Source organism: Halobellus sp. Atlit-38R (assembly GCF_003665925.1).
Taxonomy (GTDB): Archaea; Halobacteriota; Halobacteria; order Halobacteriales; family Haloferacaceae; genus Haloquadratum; species Haloquadratum inordinatus.
In genome coordinates this window covers 1-446 of sequence record NZ_QXIJ01000367.1, presented here as the reverse complement: position 1 = coordinate 446, position 446 = coordinate 1, and the positions used below count along the sequence as shown (strand labels likewise).

The window sequence follows — 446 nt, the reverse complement described above, 5'->3', positions numbered from 1 at the left end:
CGAACAGCGGTCGAAATCCACGACGAACTGAGCGGCGAGTACCTCGGAGAACCGCGGACCGATTTCGTCCTTACGGCGCGGTCTGGTTTTTGGCGCGCACACATGTCTGACATCGATAATACTGATACGGCTCGCCTGTGATGTAGGGGTATGCCCGAGCCGCTCCGAATCGAGTCCGGTGAACTGACCGCAGACGAAATTCTCGACGCGCTTCGCGAGGGTCGTCGTATCATCGTCCGCGCGGAGATGCTCGGCGGTATCCACGAAGTGACACTCCGGCACGACGGGACGACCTTCTACTGTGACACGCCGACGACGCTCCACAAACACGAAGACGAGGAGGGAATGCGGACGTGCGTGATGAAGATGGGTTACGCGAAAGACGCATAGCGGTGTTTTCGGAGTCGATTTAGTGAGTCTCGTGAGAGTCGCCCCTTCGGTAGTGA

At 58.5% G+C, this 446-nt stretch carries 1 protein-coding gene; it reads left to right on the top strand.

Features of this window, described 5'->3' with window-relative positions; translation table 11 throughout:
* Positions 1-150: 150 nt before the first annotated feature.
* Positions 151-390 (top strand): hypothetical protein, encoded by a 240-nt coding sequence (locus D3D02_RS19875; RefSeq protein WP_004058988.1) that lies wholly within the window; start codon positions 151-153, stop codon positions 388-390.
* Positions 391-446: the final 56 nt, after the last annotated feature.